Origin of the sequence: Streptomyces sp. NPDC048462 (assembly GCF_043200175.1) — a bacterium.
Classification (GTDB): Bacteria; Actinomycetota; Actinomycetes; order Streptomycetales; family Streptomycetaceae; genus Streptomyces.
Genome location: NZ_JBICXG010000001.1, coordinates 186,096 through 209,022 on the forward strand (window position 1 = coordinate 186,096; position 22,927 = coordinate 209,022).

A 22,927-nucleotide genomic window follows, 5' to 3' on the forward strand; every position below is an offset into this window, starting at 1 on the left:
ATCTCGAGTTTTGGGCCGAGGACCGCTTCGACTGCCGCGGCTGCGACCTCATCGGGAACTGACGGGGTGGGGGACACGCAGCAAGATCAGGGTATCCGGCGCGCGGCCTCCGGACGACCGTCGGGCGGCATCGGCACGGATCAGGCGAACAGCCACGCGCAGGCGGCCTGCGCGCTGAACTCGCCCTGGCCGCCGGGGAAGAGCAGGTCCGCCGCCGCGAACGCGGGGTCACCGGCCGTCGCCCGGACGTAGGGGACCGCGATGCAGCGCATGCCCGCCGCCCGAGCCGCCGCGGCGCCCGGCGGGGCGTCCTCCACCACCACGCAGCCGGCCGGCCGGACGCCGAGGCGCCGGGCGGCCTCCAGGAAGACATCCGGCGCCGGCTTCCCGTGCGCCACCTCCTCGGCGGACACGTACTCGGTGAGGTACGCGTCGAGGCCGGTGCCCTTCAGTACGGCTTCTATCGCGGCCGGCGAGGAACCCGAGGCCACCGCCATGGCGACGCCGCGCGCGTGCAGCGCCGCCACGAACTTCCGCATCTCGGGAAAGGCCTCGGTCGAGCCGCGCGCCAGCTCCAGGTAGATGGCTTCCTGACCCGCCACCAGCTCGTCGACGGAGGCGTCGATGCCGTATTCGGTGCGCAGCACGGCCAGCGCCTCGGGGTTGCTGATTCCGATGAACCGGGCGTTCTGCTCCCAGGTGAAGTCCGGTACCCCGTACCGCTCAAGCAGCCGCCGTATCGACTCGTAGGCGTTCGGCTCGCTGTCGACGAGGGTCCCGTCCAGGTCGAAGAGGACCGAAGGGGGCTGTGCGTGTGACGAGTTCATGGTGGCCATGCTGTCAGCCGTTGATCACCCCGTGCCACCCGCGGCCGCCCGGCCCACCGATTCGACCAGGGGCAGCAGCCGGTGCGGCACGCGCTCCCGCAGAGCGACCTCGGTGCTGGTCCTGACCACGCCCGGCAGCTGGATCAACTGCTGGATCACATCCTCCAGATGGCCGTTGTCCCGGGCCACCACCCGGGTCAGCAGGTCGCCGCCGCCCGTGGTGGAGAAGGCCTCGACGATCTCGGGCACGGCGGCGAGCGCCTCGCCCACGTCGTCGAGATGTCCCTGCGTGACCTCCAGGTGCACGAAGGCGAGCACCGGGTGGCCGAGCGCGGCGGGGGAGAGGACCGGCCCGCTGCCGGTGATCACGCCGTCCCGTTCCAGCCGGTCGATGCGGGCCTGGAGGGTGCCCCGGGCGATGGAGAGGATCCGCGCGTACTCCCGCACGCTGGTGTGCGGCTGTTCGATGAGCAGCCGCAGGATACGGGTGTCGAGCGCGTCCACCGCCATGGTCCGCCGGCCTCTTCCTGGTACGTCTGTCGGGGCAGCGACTGTACCAATGGCGCAGCGGCCGCCGCCCCGTGCCCGCCGGTGGCCGGGGCGGCGGCGGGACGTCAGAACTGCACGTCGGAGCAGGCGTAGAAGGCGTTCCCGGTGTCGGAGATCGTCCAGACGCCGAGGATGAGGTGCTTGCCGGACTTCTGCGGCAGTACGCCCGAGTGGCTCACGGTCGAGCCGGGCAGCTTGCCGCCGAAGGGCACGGTGAGGAACGGCTGCGGCTCCAGGTCGGCCCGGGTGAGCGGCTGGGCCGGGTCGTAGCCGTCCTTGGTGATGTAGTACCGGAAGTCGGTCGTGGCGTGCCGGGCCTCGATCCGCCAGTTGAACGTGTAGTTCTGCCCCGCGGTGACCTGGGTGGCGGGCCAGGCGCCGCCCCGCGGGTCGTCGAGCTCGGAGAACCGGCCGATTCCGCCCGAGCAGATGTGGCCGTCGGCGGGTCCGCGGGTGGGGAAGCCCTTGGGGCCCTCGACGCTCGGGGGCTCCCACTGGATCTGCCCGCAGTGCTTGACGGTGCCGATCCCGCAGAGCTGCTGACGGCTGATGGGGGAGTCGGTGTAGCCGTGGCTCTGGGCGCTGCCGGAGGTGGCGAACAGTGCCGCCCCGGCGAGGCCGAGCCCGGCCAGTAAGGAAGTGATCCTTCTGCGCATACGTAGCTCCTGGAGATGTGGGGTGATGTCCGGAGAGTTCTGCGGTCTAGACCAAGGGTGAGCGTAGTCATGTCAAGTCGCCGTGTCCATACCGTCCCGGAAGCCCCCGTCGCTGGGCCCCGCGGAGGGCCGGCCCTCACGTGGCGGCCCTATGGCCGGTGGTCATCCCTCTTGCGCCGGTGGCACGGTGAGGGTGGGCCGTTGGCTTGGCTGTGGCCGGTGATGCAGAGTTGTGCTGTGCCATTGGTACACATCGAACGGCCCCGGTTGAACCAACAGCCTCACAGGTGCTGAGATGGCTCCGCGACGGCGCTGCGGGCCCCCCGGGGATCTCTGCGGCGCCTTTCTCATGTCCGGACCGATCTGTGTATGTAAGGGGCGGGGCAACTTGCTGAAGAGGGTGTTCGTCGCGCAGGACCCGGGGCTGGTACGGCTGCGCTTCGCGTCCCGGGCCGTGCTCGGCATCGGGCTCGCCGTCGCGCTGTGCGGAGCGGCCGGGCACTCGCTGGTGGCGGCCATCACCGGCGGCCTGGCCGCGCTGCTCGCCCTGTTCACGGTGACCGACCCGACGGTGCGCGGGCAGGCGACGACGACCGCGCTGCTCCCCGTCGTCGGCCTCCCGGTCCTCACCCTGGCCGCCGTGCTGCACGATGTGCCCGTCGCACGTGACCTGGCGTTCCTCGCCGTCGTCGGGGCGGGGGTCTACGCGCGGCGGTGGGGGCCGCGCGGGCACTCGCTGGGTGTGTTCGCCTTCATGGCCTACTTCGCCGCCCAGTTCCTGCACACCGTGCCCGGGCAGCTCCCCGAGCTGTACGCGGCCGTGCTGCTGTCGCTCGCCACGTCGTCGCTGGTGCGGTTCGGGGCGTGGTGCTACGAGCGCCGGATCGCCGCCCCCGTGGCCGTCGGCCTCCCTGCTGGGGCGAGGGGGCTGGGGCGGATCACGACGCGACAGGCCGTGCAGGCGATGCTCGGCGCGGGGTTCGCGCTCGCCGTGGGGCAGTTGCTCTCCGACCAGCGGTGGTACTGGGCGGTCGGCGCCACGTGGTGGGTGTTCGTGGCCACGACCTCGCGCGGCGAGACCGTCGTACGCGGGTTCAGGCGCACGCTGGGGACGGTGCTCGGGATCGGGCTGGGCTTCGCCGTGGCCGTTCCGCTGCACCACGATCCGGTCGTGGCCGCCGTGGTCGTGGCACTGGGCGTGTTCGGGATCTTCTACACCGCCGCCGTCTCCTACACCTGGATGATGCTGGCCGTGACCGTGATGGCGAGCATGCTGTACGGGCTGCTCGGCGTGCTCGACGCGGGGCTGCTCGTGCTTCGGGTCGCCGAGACGGCCGCCGGGGCGCTCGGTGCCGTACTGGCGGTGCTGTTCGTGCTGCCGGTGACCACCCACTCGGTGACCGAGGCGTGGGTGGAGCGGGCGCTGCGCTGTGTTCACACCTGCACGGCGGAGGCCGCCGCCCGGCTCGCGGGAAGCGAGGAGGCCGACCCGCCCCGGCACGTCGCCGAACTGGAGGCGATCCTCGGCCGGGTCCGCCTGTCGCTGGCCCCGCTGGTGCATCCGCTCAACCCGATGAGGGCCCGCAAGGGCCGGGCGCGGCAGGTGCTCGCGCTGCTCGACGACTGCGCACGCGAGGTGCGCGGCCTGGCCTCCGTCGCCGCCGATCCGGAAGCCTCGCACGACGCCCGGCTCGCCGCCGCCTGCTGGCGCGTAGAGAGCGCGGTGGAAACGCTGACGGTGTCCGGGCGGCGGGCCCGTACCCCGCTCGCCGTCGGGCTCCCGGCGCACGCCGCCGAAGCCGGACCCGCCCTCGCCCACCTGCACGGCCTGGAGCGCGCGCTGGCAGAACTGGCCACGCCGCTGCACGGCCGGCCGGCGGCCCCGCTCGCCGCGGCCTGACACCGCACCCTTGGTCCAGACCAGTCGGTCGCACTGCTACCGTCGCCGCGGAAGATCGCGACGGTCCCCTCCGTCGTGATCAGTCGGCGGAGAAAGGCAGTGCGGTGGACAGCAGCAACGGTGCCGGACGGGCATTCATCGGGTCGTTCACCTCGGCGGGCGGGCGGGGAATCACCGCTGCCGCCGTGGACCGGGAGACCGGGGCGCTCACCGTCCTCGGCGCGACGGACGCCGTCCCCGACCCCTCGTACCTCGTGCTGGGCCGGGGCGGCGGGCCCGGCGGCGCGGTCCTGTACGCGGTCAGCGAGACCGAGCCGGGAGCGGTCGCCGCCCTCGACGTCACCCAGGACATACCGAGGCCGATCGGCGCTCTGCGGCCGGTGGAAGGAGACGGCCCCACGCACCTCGCCCTCGCGGGCGGCCGGCTGCTCACCGCCAACTACGGCTCCGGCAGCGTCACCGTGCTGCCCGTGGGCGCGGACGGTTCACCCGGCGCCGCCGGCAGTGTGCTCCGGCACGAGGGCGGCGGCCCGGACGCCTCCCGGCAGGAGAGCCCGCACGCCCACCAGGTACTCCCCGACCCCTCGGGGAGCTGGGTGCTCAGCGTCGACCTCGGAACCGATTCGGTGCGGGTCTGCGCGCTCGACCCGGACACCGGGGTGCTGCGCCTGCACGGAGAGACGGTGCTGCGGCCCGGCACCGGACCGCGCCACCTCGCCTTCCACCCCGATGGCGCTCACGCCTACGTGCTCAACGAGCTCGAACCCACGGTCACGGTGTGCCGGTGGGACGCCGTCGCCGGGGTACTCGAAACGGTCGACGAGACGCCGGTGCTGCCGCCGGAGGCGACCGGGGACAGCGCCTCGGCGAGCTACGCGTCCGAGGTCGTCGTCTCGCACGACGGCCGTTTCCTCTGGGTGGCCAACCGAGGGCACGACAGCATTTCGGTGCTCGGCCTCGACGCCTCCGGCGAGAAGGCGTCCCTGGTCACCACGGTGAGCTGCGGCGGGCGCTGGCCGCGCGACCTCGCCCTCGACCCCACCGGGCGACGGCTGTACGCGGCCAACGAGCGGTCCGGGAACGTCGCCTGGTTCGCCGTGGACCAGGCGACCGGCATCCCGGTCCAGGAAGGCTCCCTGGAGGCTCCTGCGGCCTCCTGTGTGGTCTTCGCCTGAGCGGCCCGTTCGCGCAGGTGGCGAGCCGTTACGGGCCCCACCCGTCCGAAGAGCGGGTGGGGCCCGTAACGGATCAGTGGGCCGACGCCCCCTGGGCCACCGGGGGAGCGATGCCGAGCGCCGTCGTGTACATCGACATCACCAGCTTGCCGATCGCCGGGTAGGCGCCGAGCGGCTCGGCCGCCGCGCAGCCCGCTTCCTTGACCGCGGAGTCCAGCAGCCCCTCGGCCACCTCGGGACCCACCAGGTACGGCGCGACCGCCAGCTGGAGCGAGCCGGAGTCCTTCAGCTGCGTGGCAATCGACGCGACGGAACCCTCGACGTCGAGTGCTGCGGCCATCACGGGCACCGCGAGCCGCGCGGCCAGCAGCATGCCGGTGATCCCGGCCGCCTGCACGGCCTCCTCACCGCCCACCGTGGCCAGCACGATTCCGTCGGCGGCGGTGGCCACCGTGAACAGCCTGGCCCGGTCCGCACGGGCGAGACCCGCCTCGGAGAGCCGTACGTGCAGCGCCTCGGCGAGAAGCGGGTGCGGGCCGAGCACATCGGTCAGCTCGGCCGGTGCCCGGCTGTCCGTGATCGCTTGGCCTATCCGCTGCACAAGGGCGCTGTCCGGTCCCGCGAGCAGCGGCACCACGACGGCGGCCGGACCCTCTGGCGGAGCGACCTCGCGCCCGGCGGCCGTCGCCTGCTCGAAGCGCGCGGTGCGCTCGGCGGCGCAGTGCGCGAGAGCGGAGACAAGGGTCGGGAACTCGGCATCGTCACCGTCGAGGTAGCCGATCACGGCGTTCAGGCCGGGCAGCTCGGAGCGGGCGATGCTGATGACCTCCTCGGCCAGACTGCGGCTGGCCGAGGAGGGGGTACCGGGAACGGCGAGAACGAGCGCGGCGGCGCCCTCAGGTGCGACCACGGGCTCCGGGCGGCGGTGCCGTCCGGACTGGCGAGGTCGCGGCATTCGTACAGGCAGGCCGGAAGCGGGCCCAGTGGGGGTGCTCATGGCGCCGCATGCTACTGGTTTTGGGTACCCCGCTGCGCGGGGAGGGTCCGGTCGCGCGTTGTATGTCCGTATTTATCCGATGGGTGGCTTACCGGTCAACTGCCCTGCTCTGTCACGTCACCGGCGGCCGGTTGGTCCAATCCGGACAACGGAATGCTGAGCAGAGTCGGATGGTGCGGCAGGCGCAGACCGCCGGTGGCCAGGGCCCGCGCGATGTGCAGGGAGCCGATCAGTGGATCACCCGAACCGGGGACCGCTCGCGCATGCGGCAGCAGCCGGGCCAGCTCCTCGCGCAAAGGTACGAGCAACGGGGCACCCATCCGGAACAGGCCACCGGTCAGCGCCACTTCGCACGTCTCGTCGTCAGTTCCCGGGCTCGGGCACACGGCGGCGGCGGCCTCCGCGATATGTCCGGCGGCGTCGCGGAGAATGCCCTCGGCGACGGGGTCGTGCGCCGCGCAGCCGGCCACCTCGGGAGCGAACGAGGCCAGTACGGCAGGCCGGTCGGTACGCGGATAGAGCAGTCCGGGGAGTCCTGGCGCCGGGCCGAACACCGCTTCCAGCCGGGCGAGCAGTGCCGGCGATCCGCCGCGCCGACCGTCGTGGGCGCGCATCGCCGCGTCGAGGCCGGCCCGGCCGATCCAGGCGCCGCCGCCGCTGTCCCCCAGCAGATGACCCCAGCCGTCGGCCCGCCGCCACCGCGTCAGATCCGTGCCCAGGGCGATCAGGCCGGTGCCGGCCGCGACCACGGCGCCGGGCCGCTGGCCGATCGCGCCGGCGTACGCGGTAACGGCGTCGGCGGCGAGCGCCAGCCGGCGCACCCCGAGCGCGTCCGCCAGGGCGTCGGGCAGCTCGGCCCGCAACCGGTCCCCGAGCGTGCCCATACCGGCCGCGCCGATCGCCGCTGCCGCGATCCCGCTGCCGCCGCCGTGCCGCGTGAGCAGTTCCCGGACAGTGGGCAGCAGTTGGTCCAGCAGATGGGCGGCGTCGATCCCGGAGGGGCCCGTCCGCACCGGCTCGGCACATACCGCCGTGTCCAGAGGATCGTCCGAGCCGACGGTGCCCAGGGCCACCCGCAGCCCGGAACCACCGGAGTCCACGCCGAGGACGTACTCCCCGGGGCCAGGTCGTGCGGGGACGCCGGCCGACGCCGGACCGGGCCCGCCGGGCGCGGCCGTCATGGCTGCCGCCGGTCGACCGGTTCGGCGTCCTGGCACTCCAGCAGCCCATCGGTCCGGCCGAGGCGCGCACCGAAGAACCCGCGGTCCGCCGGTACGGGGGAGGGGCGCGAGGATTCGATGGCCGGGAAATCCCCCAGCGCCAAAGGCGGATTGCGGTCGTCGCTGCCCCACAGGACCGACACCAGCGAGGTGTCCCGTGTGACGCGTGCCGAGCTCGCCTGCTGGGTCGCCTCCTCCCCGTCCTTGCCGCGATGCGCGGCGAGCCGGCGGGGGGCGCTGGGCAGGACCCTGTTGAGCGGCACCAGGCCCTGCTCGGTCCGCGGCGCCAGATCACCGTTGGAGGGACGCAGCGGCTCCAGGCCCGAGCGGAGCCGCCGGACGATGTTCTCCAGGCCGCCGGGCGCCGGGTGGACGTCGGGTGCGCGGGAGAAGCCCAGCCCCGCCGCCCGTGCGGGAGTTCCGGGATGCAGGCATTCGAAGCGACGGGCTGACCAGGTGTGATGGCGACAAGTCAGTGGAACGACTACTGGACGCAACGAGCTGCCTCCTTCCTCCCGAGCGGCTGCGAGATCTCCGCGAACGGTGGGATGACCTCGACGACAAGGAAGAGTAGCCCCTGGGGGCGGCCCCGTTCGAAGGGGCTTCCCCTCTCCGTCCCCCAGTAGAGTGACCGATCATGGCGCCCCGACCTTTGCACGAGCTTGTCGAACCCGGATGGGCGAGAGCTCTCGAACCTGTAGCCGAACGCGTTGCTGCCATGGGGGACTTCCTCCGGGCCGAGATCGCGGCCGGCCGGACGTACCTGCCGTCCGGCCCGAATGTGCTCCGCGCCTTTCAGCAGCCTTTCGACGACGTCCGAGTCCTGATCGTCGGACAGGATCCCTACCCCACGCCGGGAATGGCCGTCGGGCTCAGCTTCGCCGTGGCCCCGGACGTGCGTAACCTTCCGGGAAGTCTGGAGAACATCTTCCTGGAGATGCACCACGACATCGGTACGCCCAGGCCCTCCAACGGTGACCTCACCCCCTGGACGCGGCAGGGTGTACTCCTGCTCAACAGGGCGCTCACGACCGCTCCGCGCAAGCCCGCCGCGCACCGGGGCAAGGGCTGGGAGGAGGTCACCGAGCAGGCCATCCGGGCCCTGGTGGCGCGTGGCAAACCGCTGGTGTCGATCCTGTGGGGGCGTGACGCACGCAATCTGCGGCCGCTGCTGGGAGATCTTCCGGCGATCGAGTCCGCGCACCCTTCCCCCATGTCGGCAGACCGGGGGTTCTTTGGATCGCGTCCGTTCAGCCAGGCCAACGGACTCCTCTCCGGGCAGGGTGCCCAGCCGGTGGAGTGGCGCCTGCCGTAGGGCATGGGGCGGGTGATGGCCGGGAGGGCGGTGGTCTCCTGCCCCGGGCTTGTTCCGCTTTGACGGACACTTTTGGTGTGGTGGTCAGGCTGCGACTGCGGTCTTGCTCAGGCGGGCCGGACGGGCCGGTCAGCCGGGGCCGGCGCCGACTCCCCCGCGGCGGAGCGCCACCGCTCCCCGGTGGCCGTGGGGGACGGCGATGTCGGCCAAGAGCCATCCGGACGCGGCGGCCGGTGTCTCGCCGGCCCCGACGTACTCCGTCGAGGGGTCCGCGCCCAGGCCGATGCCGAGCCCTTTCAGATAGGCCTCCTTCCTGGTCCACAACCGGGCGAACGCCGCCGGGCGCAAAGCGGGGGCGAGGGCGGCGAGTTCCGCCGACTCCGCCGGGTGGACGACATCGGCCGCCTCGACGAGGGTCTGCTCGCTCGGCACCGGTTCGACGTCCACCCCGACCGGGCCGACGGCGACGGCGATGAGGCTGAGGCCCTCGCAGTGCGAGAGCGAGAAGTGCAGGTGCCCGTCGGGCAGTACGGGCCGGCCGTGCGGTTCGCCGCAGCAGGGGCACGGGGCTCGGGCCATCGAGACGGCCTTGGGCGCCGTGCCCAGTTGGTTGCCGAGCACGCGGCGCAGTCCGACGTGGGCGCACAGATACGTGGCGCGGTCGGCGGGGCGGCGGAACTCCGCCGCTCGGGCCAGCTCCGACGGGTCCAGGACGAGCGGGGCGTAACGCGTCGCGCTCTGCTCGTGCGCTGCCGTGGCGACCAGCCAGAGCTGCACGCCATCGGGTCCGGGACGGGTCGGTGGGGGCAGCGCCGCGGGCAGCGGGGGGAGCGCGGTCGGCAGGAGAAGACGGTCGAGTGCGGGCGGTGGACTGGATTCCAGCAGGGACATGTCTGCCTCACACGGCTGTGGCGGTGGGCTCGGGGGCGACGGAAACCTCCGCTGCACCGGGGGCCTTGCGCGTCACGGGGGAGCGCAGGGCAAGAGCGGCGGCCACCGGCGAGAACAGGGCGACGGCCGCGCACAGCAGCCAGGTGCCGGTCACCCCCAGCGGCGCGGAGATCGAGCTGAAGGCGGCGAGCGACAAGGGCGCGGCGCCGATACTGGAGAGAGAGAAGGTGGACATCGCGGCGCCCAGCCGGCCTTCGGGGACGGCCTGTTGGTACGCGGTGACCAGGGCCGGTCCGTTCAGTCCCGAGAAGAGGCCGACGGCGCACGCCGCGACGGCCAGGAGAGCCGGGGAGGGGACCAGCGCCATGGAACCCAGGCAGACGGCGAGTCCGGTGCCGGCGACCATGAGCTTGACCGGGACCGGGATGCGGTGGGCGAGGACAGCGCCCGCAGCTGCCGCGGCCAGGGCGCCGGCGCTGAAGGCGGTCAGGGCCGCGGCGACCGAGCCGATGCCCCACCCCTCACTGGCGGCGCGCAGCGGCAGCGCTACCTCGGCCGGCCACAGGAAGGCGAAGTCCATGCAGAAGCAGGCGACGAACATCCAGCGCAGCCGTGGGTGGGCGCCCAGCAGCAGAAGACCGTCGCCGGAACGCCGGAACAGCGAGGGGTTCGCGTCGGAGCGGCGCTCGGGGCGGGCCATGCCGCGAGTGACGTAGAAGGCGCAGAGCAGCCAGACGGCGCATCCGGCGGCCGAGACCAGCATGACGTGGGACAGGCTGCCCGCCACCACCAGCCAGGCCCCGAGCGGTGATCCGGCGATCGGCGCCAGCCGCATCACCATGGCGAACAGGGAGTTGGCGCGGCCCAGGTGCTCCTTGGGGGCCAGGCGGGTCAGCAGGACGCCGGAGGCGGGGCCGGTGAGACCGAGCAGGGAGCCCTCCACCACGGCGACGGCGATCAGAGGCCAGAGGCTGTCGGCGCTCGCGGCGACCAGAGCGCCGACGACGAGGACGACGAGCCGGGTGGCGGTGGCCCGCAGCAGGACGGCGCGCGGGCCGAGGCTGTCGGCGAGAGCGCCGCCGAAGAGCAGCATCAGGGCACGCGGGAGCGTGGAGGCGAGGATCACGATCGTCACGGCGTGCCGCCCGCCGAGCTGGACCGCGGTCCAGCTCATGGCGATGAGGAGGGCGAAGCTTCCGCACTGGACGGCGGCCTGGCCGGTGGCGAAGCTGCCGATGCGCCGCCAGTCCAGGGCGGGCGCCGCCCCGGACGACGGGGCGGAGGGGCTGGTTGTCATGGGGTCGGCTTCCTGAGGGAGGGCTCGGAGGGGGAGCGGACGGGGTGGAGGGTTCCCGGGGGCGCTGGACGGGGTGGACAGTTCAGCGGGGGCGTCGGGCGGCGCGAACGGTGACGCCGGTGTCGTCGCCGCGCAGCGTGGCGGTGACGGCCAGGGCGGCGGCGCGGTCGGCGGCGTGGAGGAGGGTCCGGGGGCCGCGCGCACCGCCGACGCCACCGGGGGTACGCAGCTCCAGGTGGCCGCCGAGGTAGCCCCGGCCCTCCTCGGCGAGGGTGCGCTCGGCGGCGTGCCGGGCCGCGTCGAACAGGGCGCCCCGGCCTTCCACTCCCCCCACGTCGTCGGCGGCGGGGGCGACGGTGACGCCGGGTGACTCCCTTACCAGGAACCGGGCCCGGACGGTGCGCCCGCGCCGGCGGTGCGGCCGCGCGGTCACGTCGCCGCTCCGGCGGCGGCCTGCCCGGTGGCGAGGGGCGCCCGCACGTCGAAGGGGCTGTCGGGCCACCACAGGTCCTCGGGTGCCAGGGCGGTGACGGTGTACTTGCCGAGGGCACTGACCAGCAGGCGCAGTTCGAGCGCGATGCTTTCGACGAGGCGTTCCAGGCCGTGTGCGGGGTCCTCGTCGACGGCGATCAGGGCGGCGCGGCCCAGGCCGGCGGCGCGGGCGCCGAGGGCTAGGGCGCGCAGGACGCGCCCGCCCTCCCACATGCCCCCGCTGGCGAGCAGGCAGCCGCCGGGGCGGCCGATCCGGCGCAGGCACTCGGAGAGCGGCAGCCCGACCTGGTCGAGGAAGACCCGAGGGGCCCAGCCGGTACCGCCCTCGGCCCCGTCGACCGTGACGGCGTCGGCCCCGGCGGCCCAGGCGACACGGACGGCGTCCCCGATGTCGCGTCCGGGGTGGAACTTCACCCAGGTGCGTGCCTTGGGGAAGTTGTTCCGCATGAAGCGCAGTTGCTGGCGCAGGATCTCGTCGGTGAAGGTGCCGGGTGTGGCACAGCGCAGCCGGCGGTCGTCGTCCTCACCGAACGCCTCGGTGACCGTGAACCGGCCCGCCAGCTGCGCCGCCTCCGCGCCTGCGACGACGGTCATGCCGCCGAGACCGGGCTTGGCGCCCTGGCCCGTCTTCAACTCGAATGCCAGGCGCCCGGATTCGAGCAGCGGGCGGGTGGCGGGGTCGCTGTAGAGGAGGTTCCAGACCTCGGAGTCGGCGTCCTCGGTGGACTGCTGCACGACGATCCCGCCGACGCCCTCGGGCGCGGCGCCGAGGTAGGCCTCGACGCGGTCGAGCAGTGCGGAGCGGGTGGCGTCCCCGCCGCGCCGGTAGCCGTGGACGGGCACCATGTTCTCCCCGATGACCATGGGGATGCCGAGCCGGCCGGCCTGGCGTGAGGCGTGGACGGAGAGGTCGCCGCTGCCCGCGCGGGTGGACCCGAAAGCGGACAGGTACAGCGGCAGCGAGGCGCTGAAGCCGCCGGTCCGGGTGGTCAGGTCGACGTCGCCGAACTCGGGCTCGCGGGCGAGGTCGATGAGCTTTTCGAGCCGCTCGGGCATGAAGACGGGCGGGGTGAAGCGGGCCCGGTCGAGTGCGTCGCCGCCGGGGGCGTCCTCGGTGCCGGGACCGAAGAGCTCGGCACCGTAGGAGCCGGGATCCGGGAAGACCTCGGTGGTGCCGCGCCGGGCACGGGCGCGGATCTTCCCTTCCGGGAAGCCGGGTGCGGTGAGGGCGCTCACGGGGCCAGCACCCCGGGAAGCTTCGGGTAGGCGCTGACCTGCCACAGGGAGTCGAGACCGGTGAGGAAGCGGACCAGGCGCTGCAGGCCCATGCCGAACCCGGCGCTGGCCGGGATGCCCTCGCGCGCCTCCTTCAGGTACCAGGCGTACTTGGCGGGGTTCTCCCCGCTCTCCCGCATTCGGGTGATGATGGTCGCGTAGTCCGACTCGCGCTCGCTGCCGGAGACCAGCTCGCCGTAGCCGTGCGGGGCGATGAGGTCGAAGTTGCACAGCACCCCGGGGCGGTCGGGGTCCTCACGGTCGTAGAAGCCGCGAGAGCCCTTGGGGTAGTCGTTGATGAAGAAGGGGCGGTCGCTCTCCAGGGAGAGAAGCCGTTCGCCGGTCCAGTCGATCTCGCTGTCCGGACTCTGCGGGTGACCGGCGCCGCGCAGGCGGGCGACGGCCTCCTGGTGGGTGCACACGTCGTACTTGCCGCTGCGGATGTCCGCGAAGTCGGCCTCTCGGCGGCCGAGTTCGGTGAGGATTTCCGGGACGGCCGTCCACACGTGCTCGACGACGTGGGTGAGCAGTCCGGCGGCGACCTCCTGGGCGTCCTCGCGGCGGGCGCCGGCGATCTCGATGTCGATCTGGTGGAACTCCACCAGATGGCGTCCGGTGGTGGCGGTCTCCTCCGGCTCCACGCGCACGTTGGGCGCGATGTAGAAGAGCTTAGGGAAGCCGCGCAGGGATGCCTGCTTGTAGAGGATGGCGCTGGTCATCAGCTTGTACGGACGGCCGTAGTAGTCGACGTCCAGGGCCTTGGCGCCCCGCCCGCCCGGGTCGGTGACTGGGCCGACGAGCGGTGGCAGCAACTCGGTGAAGCCCGCCTGCCGCAGATGGTCGCGGGTCGCCTGCAGTGCCTCCTGCTGGACGAGCATGGCGGCGCGCAGTTGCGGGGAACGCAGGTGTTCGCCGAGCGGGGGAGGCAGGGCGGGGCCGGCTGGTTGCGAGGCGTGGTCCATGACAGGACTCCTGTTCGTGGGTCGTGGCGAGGAGGGTGGGGCTGCGGCCGGTGGGTCAGGTCGGGCGGGCCGCCGGACTGCCGGGCGCCCGGACAGGCACCGGGGCACCGGGCGCCCGGTCGTAGCGCTCGGCCACGTGGTGGAGGGTGGTGAGCAGGCCGTCGGCGGTGAGCGGCGCCAGGTCGGCCGGGGCGTCGGGGCGGATCGGCATGGCCCCGGTGTCCGACCAGCGGAGCCGGCCGTCGGCGCCGATGACGCTGCGCGAGCCGCCGGCGTTGTCGGGGTGAAGACAGAACGGCACGTCGAGCAGGCCGCGTTCGAAGGCGGCCGGCAGCGCGCGGGCCAGATCGGCGTGCAGGCCGAGCACGGCCTCCACGAGGGTGCGGGCCTCCGCGTAGACCTCGCTCCCGGCGTCGTGGCCCCCCGGCTCCGGCGGGCCGGCGAGCGCCGCGGCCGCGGCGGCGGTCTCCAGGGCGCGGACGTTCTCCTCGACGGTGGGGATACGGCGGGACTCGGCGGTCGTCTTGACCAGGAGCCGCTGCGCCCCCGACCGCAGCGCGAGGCGGGCGGACGCCTCGAGAAGGCGGGTCGCGCCGTGCTCGGTGCGGGGGTAGACACCCATGTACGTGTAGAGGACGACGTGATGGTCCACCCTGGCCGGCAGGAACTCGCCTGCCAGCCTTCGCAGCGCCCGTACGGCCTCCTCGTCCTGGACCGGGTCGGTCTGCTGCGCGTAGCTCAACGAGACGCTGCGCAGGCCGTGCTGGGCGAAGAACAGGCATTCCAGCACGCTCATGGCCACGAGCAGTCCGGGCGGGCAGAGCTGGCCCAGCAGGCAGCCTCCGAAGCTCTCCAGATGCGGGACGGAACCGGGGCGGGCGCTCGCGGCAAGGATCTCGCAGGCCTCGGCCCAGGCCGTGACGGACTCCCGCAGCGGGGTGCGGCCGTAGGGCAGGCAGTACGAGACGGGCCCGCCCTCGGTCGCGTCGAGACCGGCCGCGACCAGGGCCCGGACGATGCCCTGCGGGCGGGCGGAGCCGTGGCGGACCTGGACGGGGAAGCCGTCGTCGTGGAGACCGTCGAGCAGGGCCCGGGTGACGGCGAGAGGATGGGTGGCGAGGGGATAGCCGTTGAGCCGGGTGCCTTCGGCGAGGGCGGCGCGGGCTCCGGCGAGGTCGCCGACGCGGGTGTAGCTGTCGATGGTGAGCGTGCCGACGGTCGTGGCGGTGGCGGCCCTGGTCCGCTCCAGACCCATGCGCATGGCCTCCGGGGTCCCGAAGCCCATGCGGGGCTGGACGACCAGCCGGCCGGCGGCTGCCGAGTCCGCGACGAACGCGCCGAAGGGGCGCGGGCCGCCGCTCATGCCGCCACCCGGGCACGGGCCGCCGCGAGGAAGGCGCACAGGGCCTCCAGGTCGCCGGTGCCGTCCCCGAGGACCGCGTCGCAGCCCGCTTCGCGCAGCCGGGCTGCATCGGCCTCACCGGAGCGGCCGAGGATGCCGAGCTTGCCGCCGACGGCCACCGGCACTGCGGCCAGGCCCGGTTCGGCGCGCAGCCGGCGCACGGCGACGAGGGCGTCCCGGTAGCCGTGGCCGTTGACGCTGCTGAGCACGACCACGTCGGGCGTATGCCGGCGGCAGGCGGACGTGAGCAGGCTGGGACTCACGCAGGGGCCCAGCGCGACTACGTCGTGTCCCCGCTCCTCGAGGAACAGCCAGAGATACACGAGGTTCCAGGTGTGGGAGTCCGAAGCGGTTCCGCTCAGGAGTATCTTCATGCCCTCGACACTAATTCCCCGGATGCTTCCCGGGCGGAAGTCGAGCGGCAGTAAAAGGCGGCAGTTTCCCGCCCGGAATTCCTCCCGCGATATTTCCCCCGAAGTCTTGGACGGCCGCGGTGCCCGGGTATTTGACTGATTTCCCCGCGGGGCATACGAAAGGGCCGCGCCCCGCAGGAGCTGCGGGGCGCGGCACAGGATGAGGGGCTGTCAGGCGTACTGGGCGACCAGGCTCCGGGGGCGGATGTCGGTCCAGTTGGCAGTGATGTACTCCAGTGCCCCGGAGCGGTCCCCGGCCCCCCACACGCTGGTCCAGCCGGCCGGGATGTCGGCGAAGACAGGCCACAGGGCGTGCTGGCCCTCGTCGTTCACCACGACGTGGAAGGCGCCCTCGGAGTTGTCGAAGGGGTTCACGGTGTCGCTCATGAATAACTCCTCGTTTCGATTTCCCGCAGGTTCTTCCCCTGCAGTGCGGAGAGCTTCTCCGCGATGATTCTTCCGATGTGCGCGAGAGGTTCTTCCTCGGTCATCCGTAGATGTCCGGATTCCACAGTGTGGTTCTCGACCGTTCCTTCCAGGAACGGATTCCAGGTGGCGGCCAGCGCGCCTTCCGGTTCGCCGGGTCTGCGGGCCGTGAAGAAGACCGCACCGGTGCCGGCGATGCCGGGCGTGTGCCGGGACATGAGCGCCGCGTGGGTCTCCGAGGCGCGCAGCACGGCCCGTATCTCCTCGGTGCTGAAGCCGCCCAGGACGGGGTCCTCGCGGCGCACGCGCTCCACAGCCGCCGGCAGGCCGTCCTCTTGGAGCGTCCCGGAGGCCGCCGCCCGTTCCTCGGGCGGCAGGACCGACGTGCTGCCGGGGCCGGTCTGGTGCACGTCCATCAGTGCCAGGAGCTCGACCCGCTGACCGGCCGCGCGCAGCCGTACGGCCATGGTATGGGCGACGATGCCGCCGAAGGACCAGCCGAGCAGCCGGTAGGGCCCCCAGGGCTGGACCTGCCGGATGCGCTCCAGGTAGTCGTCGGCCATCTCCTCGACGGTGCGTGGGCGGTAGCCGGGCTCGCTGAGCTCGCGTGCCTGAAGTGCGTACAGCGGCTGGCCCTCGCCGAGGTGGCGGGCGAGACCGGCGTAGGACCAGCCGATCCCGGTGCCGGGGTGTACGCAGAACAGCGGGTGCCGGGAGCCACGGTCGCTGAGCGGGAGCAGGACGTCCATGGCGCCGGCCGTGCCGTCGTGGTCGTGCGAGCCGAGCAGCCCGGCCGGAGTGGGGGAGCGGAACAGGTCCCGGACGGTCCGGTCGATGCCCAGCACCGAACGCACCCGGCTCACCAGGCGCACACCGAGCAGCGAATGACCGCCCAGGGCGAAGAAGTTGTCGTCCAGGCCGACCGTCGGCTCGTTCAGGATCTCGGCGAACAGCGCGCACAGCACCTCCTCCCGGGCGTTGCGGGGCGCACGGTGGCTCGCGGCCGGGCGGTCCGGCGCGGGCAGGGCGCGGCGGTCCGGCTTGCCGTTGACGGTCAGCGGCAGGGCGTCCAGGACGGCGACCGCGGACGGCACCAGGTGCCCGGGCAGCGCGGCGCGGGCCAGCGTGAGGACTTCCGCCTCCGTGACCGTGTTCCCGGCGCGCGGCACCACGTATCCGACGAGGCTCCGGTCGCCCGGCCGGTCCTCCCGGACGACGGCGAGGGCCTGACCGACCGAAGGGTGGGCGGCGAGCGCGTGTTCCACCTCCCCGGGCTCGATCCGTACGCCGCGCAGCTTGACCTGGCCGTCCGCGCGGCCCAGGAACCGGAGCTCGCCCTCCGGTGTCCACACCACGCGGTCACCGGTGCGGTACATCCGGCTGCCGTCGGCCTCGAACGGGTCGGGGACGAACCGCTCGGCGGTCAGGTCGGGGCGGCCGAGGTAGCCGCGCGCCACATGCGAGCCGGCGACGTACAGCTCGCCGGGCACCCCCGGCGGGACGGGCCGCAGCGCTTCGTCGAGGACATGGCTGCGGGTGTTGTCCATCGGGCGGCCCAGCTGCAGCCCGCTGCCGCCGAGGGCGCCCCGGCCGCCGGTGAGCCACTGGTTGTGGGAGGCGAAGGTCGTCTCGGTGGGGCCGTACGAGTGGACCAGTGCGGTGTCCGGACAGTGCGTCAGGACCCTGTGGGCGGCGGCCGGCGACACGATGTCGCCGCCCGTCCACACCTCGCGCAGCAGCCGTAGCGTGTCCAGCGCCTCGTCGGCCATCACATGGAACAGACCTGCGGTGAAGTAGGCCGCGGTGACCCCGTGTTCACGGACCGTGCGAGCGGTCTCGCCGAGGTCGGTGCCGTCGCCCCGCATGATCACCAGACTGCCGCCGTTCAGGAGCGGCACCCAGATCTCGAAGACGGACGCGTCGAACCCGGTCGCCGAGTGGACCAGCATCCGGCCGGGGCCGCCTGCCGTGGTGTCCCGGTCGGCGGCGAGTTCGCTCACGTTGCGGTGGGTGACGCCGACGCCCTTGGGGCGGCCGGTCGATCCGGACGTGAACATCACGTACATCAGGTCGTCCCCGCCGACCGCCACGTCCCGGTGTTCCGCCGGGACGGCCGTCGGGTCGGGCGCGTCGATCAGCAGCACCGGCGGGTTGGAACTCCCGGGCGACGAGACCGCCCCCGCGTGTTCGGCGGCCGTGGCGACGAGGCGGACCCCCACGTCCTCGGTCATCAGCCGGATGCGGGCGCCGGGCAGCCCCGGGTCCAGCGGAAGGTAGGCGGCGCCGCACTTGAGGACGGCGAGCGCCGTCACCACCAGCGGCACACCGCGCTCAAGCAGTACCCCGACGGTGTCGCCCCCGCGCACCCCGGCCGCACCCAGCCGGGCGGCCAGCGCCCCGGCACGGGTGTCGAGTTCACCGTAGGAGACGCTCTCCCGGTCGGTGATCAGGGCGGGCACCGCAGGGGTGAGCGCGGCCCGGCGGGCGATCACCTCGTGGACGGCGCCCCGCTCGTGCGTCACGGTGGCCGTGTCGTTGTACTCCGCGACCAGCCGGAACCGTTCGTCGTCGGTGAGCAGGTCCACGTCACCGATCCGCACCCCGGGGTCGGCGGCGGCGGTGCGCAGCAACCGTTCGACGTGCGCCGCGAGCAGGGCGGCCGTCGCGGGGGCGAACAGGTCGGTGGCGTACTCCAGGCCGCCCGCCAGACCGGCCGGCCGGCCCTCGGCGTCCTGCTGCTCCGACAGGGCGAGGGTCAGGTCGAACTTGGTGGACAGCGCCTCCAGCGGGGCCGGTTCGGCCCGCAGCACCGGTCCGTCACCGACGGGTGCGGTGTAGTCGTGGTGGAGCTGTACGACGACCTGGGCCAGCGGGTGGTGGGCCGTGCTGCGGACCGGGTTGAGGTGTTCGACGATCCGGTCGAAGGGCAGTTTCTGGTGGGCGTAGGCGGCGAGGTCGGCGTCGCGGACCCGCTCCAGGAGTTCGGTGAACGCCGGGTCGCCGGAGGTGTCGGTGCGCAGGACCAGGGTGTTGACGAAGAAGCCGACCAGATCGCTCAGGGCCTCGTCGTCACGGCCCGCCGTCATGGTGGCCAGCGGCAGATCGGTGCCGGCGCCGTGGCGGGTGAGGACGGCTGCGAGGGCGGCCTGCAGGACCATGAACAGTGTGGCGCCGCTGCGCCGGGCCAGTTCCTCCAGCGCCTGGTGGGTGGCGGCGTCGACGGAGAGCTGGGCATGACCGCCCCGGTGCGTGGCCTCGGCCGGGCGCGGACGCGCGGCCGGCAGTTCGAGGACCGGCGGGGCGTCGGCGAGAGCCTGTTCCCAGAACGTGAGGTCGTCCTGCGCCGCCGGTCCGTCCAGCAGCTCCTGCTGCCAGAGGGTGTAGTCGGCGTACTGGACGGGAAGCGGCTCCCAGCCCGGTGCGCGGCCCTCGGCGCGGGCGGCACAGGCGGTGGTCAGGTCGGCCAGGAGCGGGCCGGTGGACCAGCCGTCGGCGGCGATGTGGTGGACGAGCAGGACCAGGACCTGCTCGCCGTCGTCGCGGTTGAGCAGAGTGGCCCGCAGCGGGATCTCCTCGGCGAGGTCGAAGACGTGCCCGGCGGCGGCGGCGACAGCGGCCCGGAACTGCCCGGCCGGCACGGTGCTGACGTCGAGCACGGGCCGTGTGGCGTCGAGGATCTCCTGGTGCGGTTCGCCCCCGACCGACGGGTAGCGGGTACGCAGTACCTCGTGGCGCTCCGTCAGGTCGGCGAGGGCCCGGCCCAGGACATCTGCGTCGAGGGGTCCGGCGGGACGCAGCACCAACGGGATGTTGTAGGAGGCATTGGGACCTTCGAGCGTGTCGATGAACCAGAGCCTGCGCTGCGCGTACGAGAGCGGCAGCCGCATCGGCCGGTCGGCGCGGGCGGTGAGCGCGAGCGGCGTTCCGGGCTCGGCGCCCGCGGTGTTGCGGGCGTCCGTGATACGGCGGGCGAGGGCGGCCGGGGTCGGGGCCAGCAACAGGTCGCGCACATGGACGTCGGCGCCCAGGCGGGCGCGTATCCGGTTGGCGAGGCGCACCCCGCTCATGGAGTGCCCGCCGATCGTGAAGAACCCCTCGTGCGCGCCCACCCGGTCCAGTCCCAGGATCTCGGCGAACATCTCCCCCAGCGTGTCGACGAGTTCCGGGTCCGGACCGTCGACGGCCCCCGCGACAGCCTGGGCGTCGACGGCGTTCCGGGCGACGCGGGCCGCGGTGCGCGCACGGCGGTCGTCGAGGGCCCGGCGGTCCCCGGCGCCGAGCAGCGCGGTGTCGGCGACAGGCGTCCCGGGCCGGTCGGCGGCCGTACGCAGGGCCCGCTCCAGGGCGCTCAGGAGGAGGCGGGCGGTCTCCTCGTCGAGGATGTCGCGCGCGTACTCCACGCCCAGTTCGAGACCCGTGGGCGTGCCGTCGGTGCCGCGGTGCTCCACGCACGCGGCGGTGAGGTCGAACTTGGTGGTCGCGAGGTCACCCGCACTGAAGCTGCCGGTCAGAGGGCCGAAGGCGAAGGGGGCGTCGGCCGGGGCGGCGGTGCGCAGCGTGAGCATCGTCTGGAAGAACGGGTGTACACCGGGCGCGCGCGGTGGGTTCAGGTGCTCGACCAGGAGGTCGAAGGGGAGGCCCTGGTGGGCGTAGGAGGCGAGGTCGGTGTCGCGGACCCGTTCCAGCAGCTCGGTGAACGCCGGGTCGCCGGAGGTGTCGGTCGGCAGGACCAGGGTGTTGACGAAGAAGCCGACCAGGGCGCCGAGCGCTTCGTCGTCGCGGCCCGCGACCGGGGTGCCGATGGCGACCCGGTCGCCGCAGCCGGCCGCGCGCAGGGCCAGGCCGAGGGCCGCCTGGAGGACCATCAGCATGCTCGCGCCGTGGGCGTCGGCGAGCTGGACCAGGCGCGTGTGCGCCGCCGGCCCGAGGCGCGCGGTGACCAGGCCGCCGCTGTGGTCAGGCGCGTGCGGGCGGGGGCGGTCCAGCGGCAGGTCGGTGACGGCGGGCAGACCGGCGAGCGCGGTCCGCCAGTGGGCGAGCCCGCGCGACACGGCCGCGTCCGGGTCGTCGGCCGTGCCGAGGACGTCGTTCTGCCACAGGGTGTAGTCGGCGTACTGGACGGGAAGCGGCTCCTGCTCGGGGGCGCGGCCCAGGGCGCGGGCGGTGTAGGCGGCGGACAGGTCGTTCATCAGCGGGGCCAGGGACCAGCCGTCGCCCGCGACATGGTGGAGCAGGACGGCCAGCACGGCCGCAGGCCCGGCACCGGTCTCGTCCTCGGGTACGAACAGTGCTACCCGCAAAGGCAGTTCACGGCTGAGGTCGAAGGTTTCGGTGATGAAATCCGTCACCCTGGAGCGGAGTTCGGCTGCCGGGCACTCGACGGTGCGGGCGCGGACCGTGGACGGGCCCAGGACGTGCTGGTAGGGCTCGCTCTCAGGGGTGAGGAAGACGGTACGCAGCACCTCGTGGCGCTCGGCGAGGTCGGTGACGGCGGCGGAGAGCGCCGCACGGTCCGGCACACCGTCGAGTTCCAGCACGATTGGCATGTTGTACGCGCAGGACGGGCCTTCGAGCTGGTCGAGCAGCCACAACCGCCGCTGGGCGTGGGAGAGCAGCACCCGGTCCTCGGCGGGCAGCGGCTCCTCGTGGACGACGGACAGACGCGGGTCCGTGGTCCGCAGAGCCTTGCGGTCGATCTTCCCGGAGCTGGTCCGGGGCAGGGCGGCGACGATGCCGACGGCGGCCGGCACGGCCGCGGCGGGCATGCGCTCGCGCACCAGAGCGCGCAGCTCCTCGGAGCCGACGCCGCCCTCCGTGACGACGAACGCGACGAGCCGCTTGACGCCGTCGGAGCCCTGCTGGGCGACAACGGCGGCCTCGCGGACCTTGGGGTGGCCCGACAGGACTGAGTCCACGGCGGCCGGGTCGATGCGCTGCCCGCCGATCTTCACCTCGTCGTCGAGGCGGCCGTGGTAGAGGATCTGGCGGTCCGCGCCGATCGTGACCAGGTCGCCGGTGCGGTAGGCGCGCTCGCCGCCGAGTTCCGTGAAGCGGTGGGCGTTCAGCTCGGGGTTGCCCAGGTAGCCCAGAGACAGGCCCCCGCCGAGCAGCCAGAGTTCACCGGAGACGATGGCGGCGCGCACGCCGGGCAGCGGGCGGCCGATGGGGACGGGGCCGTCGCCGTGGCGGGTGAGGTCGGCGACCGTGGCGACCACCGTGGTCTCGGTTGGCCCGTAGGCGTTGAGCAGCCGGACCCGTTCGCCGGTGAGCTCGCGCCACTGGGCGACCCGCTCGGGCAGTGCGGCCTCCCCGTAGATGATCACGGTCTCCAGGCACGTGGGGAGGCGGACCGAGCCGGTGGTGAGGACGTGGACGAGCTCGTGCCAGTAGGCGGCCGGCAGGTCGAGCAGGGTGATGCCGTGGCGTGCGCAGCCGGCGAGCAGGTCACCTACGTCGAGCATGTCGTCCGTACGCAGTACCAGGGTGCCGCCGGCGCCGAGGGTGGCGAACAGCTCCTGGACGCTGGCGTCGAAGTGGAGCGGGGAGAACTGCAGGACGCGGGAGGCGGGACCGATGCCGTAGGCGGGGGTGGCGCCCGCGATGAAGTGCGCGAGCGAGTCATGGCCGACGACGACGCCGTTGGGGGTTCCGGTGGACCCGGACGTGTAGATCACGTAGGCGGCCCCGGCCGGTGCGCCGGGGCCGGGGAGGACCAGTTCGCCGCTGCGGGCCACCTCGGCGGGCGTGGGCGCCGGTTCGCCGCAGCCGGCCCTGAGGATGGCCTCGTTGCGGGCGTCGGGGGCCTGCACGTCGAGAGGGAGGTAAGCGGCACCCGTGCTGAGGACGGCGAGGAGGCCGACGACGGCGTCGATCCCGCGCGGCCGGTGCAGGGCAACCAGGCGGCCGGGAGCGGCACCCTCGTCGGCCAGCGACCGGGCACGCTCCCGTACGGCGTCGGCGAGCCGGCCGTAGGTCAGGTCGGTGCCGTCGTGGACCAGGGCCACCGCGTCGGGCCGGGTGCGCGCCTGCTGAGCGATGAGATCGAGCACCGGTGGGGCGGGCGAGGGAGAGGGACCGCCGTCCAGCAGGTTGTCCGTTCCGATGGGGGGCATCCTGGCTTTCCTTCTGTC

The 22,927-nt window shown here is 73.4% G+C and carries 18 protein-coding genes; 3 read left to right on the forward strand and 15 right to left on the reverse strand.

Going from position 1 to position 22,927, the window contains the following annotated elements; all coding sequences use genetic code 11:
* Positions 1-140: 140 nt before the first annotated feature.
* The 3 genes from ACGFU6_RS00715 to ACGFU6_RS00725 form a co-directional block, all read right to left on the reverse strand.
* Positions 141-827 carry an HAD family hydrolase gene (locus tag ACGFU6_RS00715; protein ID WP_393607248.1) on the reverse strand — a complete coding sequence of 229 codons (687 nt, stop codon included), beginning with the start codon at positions 825-827 and terminating at the stop codon, positions 141-143.
* Positions 828-851: 24 nt separating this feature from the next.
* Positions 852-1,337, reverse strand: a complete 486-nt coding sequence (locus ACGFU6_RS00720; protein ID WP_393607250.1) for an Lrp/AsnC family transcriptional regulator — start codon at positions 1,335-1,337, stop codon at positions 852-854.
* A 104-nt stretch (positions 1,338-1,441) separates the two neighbouring features.
* On the reverse strand, positions 1,442-2,032 hold the full coding sequence (locus ACGFU6_RS00725) for a lytic polysaccharide monooxygenase (protein ID WP_393607252.1): 591 nt from the start codon (positions 2,030-2,032) through the stop codon (positions 1,442-1,444).
* 388 nt (positions 2,033-2,420) lie between these two features.
* Between ACGFU6_RS00725 and ACGFU6_RS00730 the strand changes: the two genes are divergently transcribed.
* Both ACGFU6_RS00730 and ACGFU6_RS00735 read left to right on the forward strand, forming a co-directional pair.
* Entirely contained in the window at positions 2,421-3,932 is a 1,512-nt protein-coding gene (locus tag ACGFU6_RS00730; RefSeq protein ID WP_393607254.1) for an FUSC family protein, read from the forward strand.
* Between the two features lie 104 nt (positions 3,933-4,036).
* Positions 4,037-5,107 (forward strand): lactonase family protein, encoded by a 1,071-nt coding sequence (locus ACGFU6_RS00735; RefSeq protein ID WP_393607256.1) that lies wholly within the window; start codon positions 4,037-4,039, stop codon positions 5,105-5,107.
* A gap of 73 nt (positions 5,108-5,180) precedes the next feature.
* Here ACGFU6_RS00735 and ACGFU6_RS00740 read toward each other — a convergent pair whose 3' ends face one another.
* The 3 genes from ACGFU6_RS00740 to ACGFU6_RS00750 form a co-directional block, all read right to left on the reverse strand.
* Entirely contained in the window at positions 5,181-6,104 is a 924-nt protein-coding gene (locus ACGFU6_RS00740; RefSeq protein ID WP_393607258.1) for a sirohydrochlorin chelatase, read from the reverse strand.
* 95 nt (positions 6,105-6,199) lie between these two features.
* A complete protein-coding gene (locus ACGFU6_RS00745; protein WP_393607260.1) occupies positions 6,200-7,285 on the reverse strand; it encodes an N-acetylglucosamine kinase in 1,086 nt (361 codons plus the stop codon).
* Positions 7,282-7,821: a uracil-DNA glycosylase gene (locus ACGFU6_RS00750; protein ID WP_393607262.1), complete on the reverse strand. Its 540-nt coding sequence runs from the start codon at positions 7,819-7,821 to the stop codon at positions 7,282-7,284. Before ACGFU6_RS00750 ends, ACGFU6_RS00745 begins: the two co-directional genes overlap by 4 nt.
* Positions 7,822-7,961: 140 nt before the next feature.
* Between ACGFU6_RS00750 and ACGFU6_RS00755 the strand changes: the two genes are divergently transcribed.
* Positions 7,962-8,639: a uracil-DNA glycosylase gene (locus tag ACGFU6_RS00755; RefSeq protein ID WP_393607264.1), complete on the forward strand. Its 678-nt coding sequence runs from the start codon at positions 7,962-7,964 to the stop codon at positions 8,637-8,639.
* A gap of 129 nt (positions 8,640-8,768) precedes the next feature.
* Here the strand turns inward: ACGFU6_RS00755 and ACGFU6_RS00760 are convergent, their stop codons facing one another.
* From ACGFU6_RS00760 to ACGFU6_RS00800, 9 genes are all read right to left on the reverse strand, one after another.
* Entirely contained in the window at positions 8,769-9,530 is a 762-nt protein-coding gene (locus ACGFU6_RS00760) for a 4'-phosphopantetheinyl transferase family protein (RefSeq protein ID WP_393607265.1), read from the reverse strand.
* 7 nt (positions 9,531-9,537) lie between these two features.
* Positions 9,538-10,827: an MFS transporter gene (locus ACGFU6_RS00765; protein ID WP_393607267.1), complete on the reverse strand. Its 1,290-nt coding sequence runs from the start codon at positions 10,825-10,827 to the stop codon at positions 9,538-9,540.
* 82 nt (positions 10,828-10,909) lie between these two features.
* Positions 10,910-11,260, reverse strand: a complete 351-nt coding sequence (locus ACGFU6_RS00770; RefSeq protein ID WP_393607269.1) for a hypothetical protein — start codon at positions 11,258-11,260, stop codon at positions 10,910-10,912.
* Entirely contained in the window at positions 11,257-12,555 is a 1,299-nt protein-coding gene (locus ACGFU6_RS00775; protein ID WP_393607271.1) for a glutamate synthase-related protein, read from the reverse strand. Before ACGFU6_RS00775 ends, ACGFU6_RS00770 begins: the two co-directional genes overlap by 4 nt.
* Positions 12,552-13,556, reverse strand: coding sequence for an asparagine synthetase A (locus ACGFU6_RS00780; RefSeq protein WP_393607273.1), 1,005 nt, complete (start codon positions 13,554-13,556; stop codon positions 12,552-12,554). Before ACGFU6_RS00780 ends, ACGFU6_RS00775 begins: the two co-directional genes overlap by 4 nt.
* Before the next feature lie 55 nt (positions 13,557-13,611).
* Entirely contained in the window at positions 13,612-14,919 is a 1,308-nt protein-coding gene (locus ACGFU6_RS00785) for a methylaspartate mutase (protein WP_393607275.1), read from the reverse strand.
* Positions 14,916-15,332, reverse strand: coding sequence for a cobalamin B12-binding domain-containing protein (locus ACGFU6_RS00790; RefSeq protein WP_393607277.1), 417 nt, complete (start codon positions 15,330-15,332; stop codon positions 14,916-14,918). Before ACGFU6_RS00790 ends, ACGFU6_RS00785 begins: the two co-directional genes overlap by 4 nt.
* 210 nt (positions 15,333-15,542) lie before the next feature.
* Positions 15,543-15,758 (reverse strand): MbtH family protein, encoded by a 216-nt coding sequence (locus ACGFU6_RS00795; RefSeq protein ID WP_393607278.1) that lies wholly within the window; start codon positions 15,756-15,758, stop codon positions 15,543-15,545.
* On the reverse strand, positions 15,755-22,909 hold the full coding sequence (locus tag ACGFU6_RS00800) for an amino acid adenylation domain-containing protein (RefSeq protein ID WP_393607280.1): 7,155 nt from the start codon (positions 22,907-22,909) through the stop codon (positions 15,755-15,757). The genes ACGFU6_RS00795 and ACGFU6_RS00800 overlap by 4 nt, the downstream gene beginning before the upstream one ends.
* Between the last annotated feature and the right edge of the window lie 18 nt (positions 22,910-22,927).